At 66.4% G+C, this 6,000-nt stretch carries 9 protein-coding genes; 6 read left to right on the top strand and 3 right to left on the bottom strand.

Annotated features, from left to right (window positions below; genetic code table 11):
• The coding region (locus AB4Z42_RS23905) for an Rv1157c family protein (RefSeq protein WP_442011709.1) at positions 1 to 491 on the top strand (491 nt) is incomplete at its 5' end.
• Positions 492 to 498: 7 nt separating this feature from the next.
• Here AB4Z42_RS23905 and AB4Z42_RS23900 read toward each other — a convergent pair.
• On the bottom strand, positions 499 to 645 hold the full coding sequence (locus AB4Z42_RS23900; protein WP_099037975.1) for a DUF1059 domain-containing protein: 147 nt from the start codon (positions 643 to 645) through the stop codon (positions 499 to 501).
• Positions 646 to 678: 33 nt separating this feature from the next.
• Here AB4Z42_RS23900 and AB4Z42_RS23895 point away from each other — a divergent pair, with 33 nt between their 5' ends.
• Complete coding sequence (locus AB4Z42_RS23895; protein WP_442011708.1) at positions 679 to 1,338, top strand: nitroreductase family protein; 660 nt, start codon at positions 679 to 681, stop codon at positions 1,336 to 1,338.
• Positions 1,339 to 1,448: 110 nt separating this feature from the next.
• Positions 1,449 to 1,835, top strand: a complete 387-nt coding sequence (locus AB4Z42_RS23890; RefSeq protein WP_442011707.1) for a recombinase family protein — start codon at positions 1,449 to 1,451, stop codon at positions 1,833 to 1,835.
• Here AB4Z42_RS23890 and AB4Z42_RS23885 read toward each other — a convergent pair.
• Positions 1,832 to 2,410, bottom strand: a complete 579-nt coding sequence (locus AB4Z42_RS23885; RefSeq protein ID WP_442011706.1) for an HhH-GPD-type base excision DNA repair protein — start codon at positions 2,408 to 2,410, stop codon at positions 1,832 to 1,834. The genes AB4Z42_RS23890 and AB4Z42_RS23885 overlap by 4 nt on opposite strands.
• A gap of 155 nt (positions 2,411 to 2,565) precedes the next feature.
• Between AB4Z42_RS23885 and AB4Z42_RS23880 the strand changes: the two genes are divergently transcribed.
• From AB4Z42_RS23880 to AB4Z42_RS23870, 3 genes are read left to right on the top strand one after another with little or no spacing between them, the layout of a single operon-like run.
• Positions 2,566 to 2,901, top strand: coding sequence for a DUF485 domain-containing protein (locus tag AB4Z42_RS23880; RefSeq protein ID WP_442011705.1), 336 nt, complete (start codon positions 2,566 to 2,568; stop codon positions 2,899 to 2,901).
• Entirely contained in the window at positions 2,898 to 4,544 is a 1,647-nt protein-coding gene (locus AB4Z42_RS23875) for a solute symporter family protein (RefSeq protein WP_442011704.1), read from the top strand. The genes AB4Z42_RS23880 and AB4Z42_RS23875 overlap by 4 nt, the downstream gene beginning before the upstream one ends.
• A 56-nt stretch (positions 4,545 to 4,600) precedes the next feature.
• Positions 4,601 to 5,791 (top strand): MFS transporter, encoded by a 1,191-nt coding sequence (locus tag AB4Z42_RS23870; protein ID WP_442011718.1) that lies wholly within the window; start codon positions 4,601 to 4,603, stop codon positions 5,789 to 5,791.
• Here AB4Z42_RS23870 and AB4Z42_RS23865 read toward each other — a convergent pair.
• Entirely contained in the window at positions 5,788 to 5,997 is a 210-nt protein-coding gene (locus AB4Z42_RS23865; RefSeq protein ID WP_442011703.1) for a DUF5302 domain-containing protein, read from the bottom strand. The genes AB4Z42_RS23870 and AB4Z42_RS23865 overlap by 4 nt on opposite strands.
• Positions 5,998 to 6,000: the final 3 nt, after the last annotated feature.

Raw genomic sequence — 6,000 nt, 5'->3', positions numbered from 1 at the left:
CACCCGCGCCGGCCCCCGCGCCTGCGGATCCCGCCGCTGCCGCGCCCGCCGCCGCACCCGGCGGACCCGAATTCGGTCCGGACGCGCCGACGACGCAGGACTTCCTGTATCCGTCGATCAGCAACGGATGCCTCAAGGACGGCGGAAACGTGCTCGCCACAGCGATTTCGGTGGCCGGCCCCGCCAAGATCCCGACGCCGGGACCGGGCCCCGGTCAGACCGCCTACGTATTCACCGCGATCGGCACCCCGGGTCCCGCCGCGGAACAGAAGCTGCCCTTGAACGTGACCTGGGTGAACCTCACCACCGGAAAGTCGGGCGGGGCCACGCTGCAGCCGCGCTCAGATATCAACCCGCAGGGGCCCACGACACTCATCGCGATCGCCGATACCGGATCGGGAAGCATCATCTCGACGATCTTCGGCCAGGTCAGCACGACCGAAAAGCAGTGTCAGTTCATGCCGACCATCGGTTCGACGGTCGTTCCCTGACGAGCGCTCAGTAGGCCATGAAGAGGATGGCGTCCCGGTCGTAGTCGCGGCCGGGGTGCACCTCCGACAGGTGAGCCTGGGCCTTCTCCACGAGATCGTCTTCGGTCTCACCGGTGATCGCCTCGCCACACGGGCAATTCAGGTGTGTCTTCATACGTTCAGCTTCCCACAGCCGATGATGTGAGGCATGGAGCTTTCAGACGTCATGCGCACGACGGGCGCTGTCCGCCGATTCACCGACGACCCGCTGCCCGACGATGTGCTCGAGCGCATCCTCGACAACGCCCGGTTCGCGCCGACCGGAGGGAACCGTCAGGGCACCCACGTCATCGTGATCCGCGACGCGAAAACCCGCCAGGCACTGGCCGATCTCAGCGTGACGGGCGCGCGCCGCTACACCGCTCAGGTCAAGAACGGCGAATTCCCGTGGAACCCGACCAAGCCTATGAAGGTCACGCCCGAGGAGGTCGAAGCCACCGAGGCGGGCCCCTACTTGCCGTTCGTCTACTCGGGCGCCGTCCTCGTGGTCTGCGTGGATCTCAATGTGTGCGCCGCATTCGACCAGAACCTGGACCGAATCGGACTCATCGCGGGGGCGTCGGTGTATCCATTCGTGTGGAACGTCCTGCTCGCTGCGCGTAACGAGGGCTTCGGCGGCGTCCTGGCGACCGTGACCGTGGCCGAGGAACCCCGCGTCAAAGAGCTGCTCGGCATCCCCGACGACTATGCGATCGCCGCGTTGCTGCCGATCGGCAAGCCGGTCAAGCAGGCCCGCAAGCTGACACGCAAGCCGATCTCCGAGATCGCGACCCGCGAGCGGTTCGACGGAGAGCCGTTCCGCGCCTGATAGCGCAGTTTCGGCCAGTAGGTAGACATTCGATAACAGATCGGCTGTTAGCCAGACTCGATGGCGTCGCGGCTCTTCCGCAACCGCGGCCGTCGTGGGACCTTCGAGTCATGACCTGCATGTTGGGTTACGCCACCGCGAGCGCCGTCGGGCAGAACCTCGAGGCTCAGCTCGCGGCGCTCAGCGCTGAGGGTGTCGACTCACGGCGGGTGTTCACCGACAAGTTGTCCGAATCCGCCGACCGGGCCCGCGGGGGTCTGTACGCGATGTTGAGCTACGCCCGCTCCGGCGACACGGTCATCGTCGTCGCGCTCGACCGCCTTGGCCGCACGACGACCGAGGTGACCCGAACCATCGCCGACCTCACCGACCGCGGACTGCGACTGCGGGCATTGCGTGAGGGCTTGGACACCGGGACGACGACCGGCCGCGTCGTCGCCGGAATCCTGCGCACCCTGGCCGAACTGGACCTGCAGCCCGACCGCGAGCCGCTCTAGGCCTTCGCCGCCTTCGCGGCAGCCTTGGCCTGCTTCTTGTACGAGCGGACCTTCTCCAGCGATCCGGGATCGACGACGTCGGCCACCGACTTGAACGACCCCGCCTTGCCGTAATCACCCGCGGCCTTGCGCCAGCCGTCCGGTGTCACGCCGTACTGCTTGCCCAGCAGCGCGACGAAGATCTTCGCCTTCTGCTCGCCGAATCCGGGCAGCGCCTTGATCCGACGGAAAACCTCCGCCCCGTCCGGGTCGCCCGAGGTCCACAGCCCGGCGGTGTCCCCGCCGTACTGGTCAACGATCAGCTGTGCGATGGCCTGGATCTTCTTGGCCATCGACCCTGGAAAGCGGTGTATCGCAGGGGTTTTCGAACACAGTGCGGCAAACTCGTCCGGGTCGTGGTCGGCGATCTCGCGGACGTCGAAACCGCCGAGACGGTCGGCGATCTTCTTCGGGCCCGCGAACGCGTGCTCCATCGGGTACTGCTGATCCAGGGTCATCCCGGTCAGCAGCGCGAACGCATTGGACTCGAGGAGTGCATCGGCCGCGGGATCTTGAACTAGCTGCAGTTTCGCCACGCAGCCAGTTTAAGACGCGTGAAATCGATGCCAGGGTCGGCTGGATACGTTGGTCCCAGCCCGTCGTGTCAATGCCGCAAGCATTGGGTATGTGACCTGAATCTCATCTAGTTTCTCCAGTTGAGCCGGTTCACTTCGACGTTCAGGAGCACACGATGCCGCCAACAGAGACCGCAATGAGCGGTCAGGAGTATCTGGCCGTGCAGGCTAGTCCGGAGTTTCAGGAGTTGCGAAGCCGATTGCGCCGCTTCGTGTTCCCCATGAGCGCGCTGTTCCTGCTGTGGTACTCGGCCTATGTGGTGCTCGGTGCGTTCGCCCATGACTTCATGGCCACCAAGGTGTGGGGCGACATCAACATCGGCCTGATCATCGGCCTCGGTCAGTTCGCGTCGACCTTCATCATCACCGCTGTCTACGTCCGGTTCGCCAACCGCGAACTCGACCCGCGTGCCGAGGCGATCCGCAACAAGCTCGAAGGCGGTGCGGCATGAACCGCGACGCCCTGACCGTTCTCGCCGCCGACGCCACCATTGTCGGCAACCCCGTCGCCAACATCGGCATCTTCGGCCTGTTCGTCGCGATCACACTCTTCATCGTGATCCGCGCCAGCAAGAAGAATGCCACCGCCGCCGAGTTCTTCACCGCCGGAAGGTCTTTCACCGGACCGCAGAACGGCATCGCGATCTCCGGTGACTATCTTTCGGCGGCCAGCTTCCTCGGAATCGCGGGCGCCATCGCCGTCTACGGCTACGACGGCTTCCTCTACTCCATCGGCTTCCTGGTCGCATGGCTGGTCGCCTTGCTGCTGGTGGCCGAGTTGCTGCGTAACGCAGGCAAGTTCACGATGGCCGACGTCCTGAGCTTCCGGCTCAAGCAGCGTCCGGTCCGGCTGGCGGCCGCAACCACCACTCTCGCGGTATGCCTGTTCTATCTGCTCGCGCAGATGGCCGGAGCGGGCGGACTGGTGGCCCTGCTGCTGAATATCACCAGCGATGTCGGGCAGGCGTTGGTCATTGCCGTCGTCGGTCTGCTGATGATCGCCTACGTGCTGATCGGTGGCATGAAGGGAACGACGTGGGTGCAGATCATCAAAGCGGTCCTGCTGATCGGCGGCGCCGCCATGATGACGGTCTGGGTGCTCGCCAAGTTCGGTGCGAACTTCTCCGAGATCCTCGGCGCCGCGCAGACCGCGGTCTCGGGCTCGTCGAGCGAAGCCGTCGCCGCCCGTGACGTGCTCGCGCCGGGCGCGCAGTACGGCGCATCGCTGACGTCGCAGATCAACTTCATCTCGCTGGCGCTGGCGCTGGTGCTCGGCACCGCGGGCCTTCCCCACGTGCTGATGCGGTTCTACACGGTGCCGACGGCCAAGGAGGCCCGTCGCTCGGTGGTATGGGCGATCGTGCTCATCGGCGCGTTCTATTTGTTCACCCTCGCGCTGGGCTACGGCGCCGCGGCCCTCGTCGGACCCGACGAGATCCTGGCGGCCCCCGGTGGGCAGAATGCCGCGGCTCCGCTGCTGGCCTTCGAACTGGGTGGCGTCGTCCTGCTGGGCATCATCTCGGCCGTCGCATTCGCGACGATCCTCGCGGTCGTCGCTGGCCTCACCATCACGGCCGCAACGTCATTCGCGCACGACATCTACGCGAGTGTGCTGAAGAACAATCAGGTGAGCGAGAGCGAGCAGGTTCGCGTATCGCGCATCACCGTCGTGGTGCTCGGCATCGTGTCGATCGGCCTCGGCATCCTCGCCGCCGAGCAGAACATCGCGTTCCTGGTCGCACTGGCGTTCGCGGTGGCCGCGGCGGCCAACCTGCCGACGATTCTGTTCTCGCTGTACTGGCCGCGGTTCAACACCCGCGGTGCGCTGTGGAGCATGTACGGCGGCCTCATCTCGACGATCGTGCTCATCATCTTCTCGCCCGCCGTGTCGGGTGCGAAGACCGCGATGCTGCCCAACGTCGACTTCGCCTGGTTCCCGTTGGCCAACCCCGGGATCGTGTCGATCCCGCTGGCCTTCATCCTCGGCATCGTCGGAACGCTGACTTCGTCGGATCGCGGCGACCCGGAGGTCGACGCCGAGTTCGAGGTGCGTTGTCTGACAGGCGTCGGAGCCGAGAAGGCGGTCGGCCACTAACTTTCCTGCGCGCGGGATTACTTGACGCGCGATCGGGGTTAACTTCACCCGTGACCTTGCGACGCCTGGCCTTTCCTCTGCTGGCGTACGCGTTCGCCGCGATCATGGTCGGCACGACACTGCCGACCCCGATGTACGCGCTGTACAGCGACCAGATGAACTTCTCGGTGCTGACCACCACCGTGGTGTTCGCGACCTATGCCGGGGGTGTGCTGTTCGCGCTCGTGGTGTTCGGCCGCTGGTCCGACGCGATCGGCAGGCGGCCGATGCTGGTGGCAGGCGTGGTGTTCGCCCTCGCCAGCGCCGTGGTGTTCCTCCTGGCGGATTCCGTGCCGATGCTGCTGGTCGGCCGGGTGCTGTCCGGCTTGTCGGCGGGCGTCTTCACCGGAACCGCCACCGCTGCGGTGATCGAGGCGGCACCACCGGCTTGGCGCACGAGGGCGGCAGCCGTCGCCACCATCGCCAACGTCGGCGGCCTCGGGCTCGGGCCCGTGCTGTCCGGTCTACTCGTGCAGTACGCCCCGCATCCGCTGCACCTGAGCTTCGTCCTGCACATTGGACTGGCGCTGCTGGCAGGCATCGCCGTGCTGGTCGCGCCCGAGACCTCTGAGCGGGTGGGACGCATCGGACTCCAGCGGCTCTCGGTGCCTGCGGAGGCGCGTTCGGTGTTCCTCATCGCCGGTATCGCCGCGTTCGCCGGCTTCTCCGTCACAGGAATGTTCATGTCCGTCGCCCCGTCGTTCGTCGCCGAGGTCGTCGGCATCGACAACCACGCCGTGGCCGGGCTCGTCGCCGCGTCGATCTTCGCCGCGTCGGCGGTGACACAGGTCGGCGCCCGAGCCATGGCACCGCAGCGCGCCGTGGCGGTCGGCTGCGGGGTGCTCGTCGTAGCGATGGCGATTGTCGTTGTCGCGCTGTATTTCTCGTCACTCACCGGGCTGGTCGCGGCTGGACTTGTGGCGGGCGTCGGCCATGGTCAGACCTTCAGCCGCGGACTGGCCGCGGTGGTCGAAGCCACACCGCCGCAGCGTCGCGCCGAGGTGAGCTCCACATACTTCGTCGTCGCCTACGTGGCGATCTCGCTGCCTGTCGTCGGCGAAGGTCTCGCCGCGCAGGCGTGGGGGCTGCGCACCGCCGGGGTGAGCTTCGCCGTCGCCATCGCGATACTGGCCGCCATCTGCCTGGTGGCGATCCTGACGCAGGAGACCCGCGATTCCCGGCGCGCCACCGCCGAGATGTCCAGCTAACCGCTCTTGCGCCGGAACTCGCGGCGATTCTCGACTGGTCCGTGTCCCTGCGCCTTGGGCCCCTTGGCTCCGCCGTCTTTATGGGCATTGCCGTCGGCGGCCTTGGCCTTCTTCCGCTCCAGCGCCTCCTTGAACTTGCGCTTGGTGTCGTCTTCCGGTGCATCCGTAGATTCCCCGGTCGCTTCGCTCCTGCCCTCCGGTGCCATATC

The organism is Mycobacterium sp. 2YAF39 (assembly GCF_052114565.1).
In the GTDB taxonomy this organism is placed as follows: domain Bacteria; phylum Actinomycetota; class Actinomycetes; order Mycobacteriales; family Mycobacteriaceae; genus Mycobacterium.
Note: the sequence above shows the minus strand (reverse complement) of the source record. Positions and strands in the feature narration are given on the sequence as shown.

Excerpts from the sequence above, each read along its gene's own strand:
- AB4Z42_RS23880 (WP_442011705.1), top strand. The coding sequence starts at position 2,566 with ATGCCGCCAACAGAGACCGCAATGAGCGGTCAGGAGTATCTGGCCGTG.
- AB4Z42_RS23875 (WP_442011704.1), top strand. The coding sequence starts at position 2,898 with ATGAACCGCGACGCCCTGACCGTTCTCGCCGCCGACGCCACCATTGTC.
- AB4Z42_RS23890 (WP_442011707.1), top strand. The coding sequence starts at position 1,449 with ATGACCTGCATGTTGGGTTACGCCACCGCGAGCGCCGTCGGGCAGAAC.
- AB4Z42_RS23865 (WP_442011703.1), bottom strand. The coding sequence starts at position 5,997 with ATGGCACCGGAGGGCAGGAGCGAAGCGACCGGGGAATCTACGGATGCA.
- AB4Z42_RS23895 (WP_442011708.1), top strand. The coding sequence starts at position 679 with ATGGAGCTTTCAGACGTCATGCGCACGACGGGCGCTGTCCGCCGATTC.
- AB4Z42_RS23900 (WP_099037975.1), bottom strand. The coding sequence starts at position 645 with ATGAAGACACACCTGAATTGCCCGTGTGGCGAGGCGATCACCGGTGAG.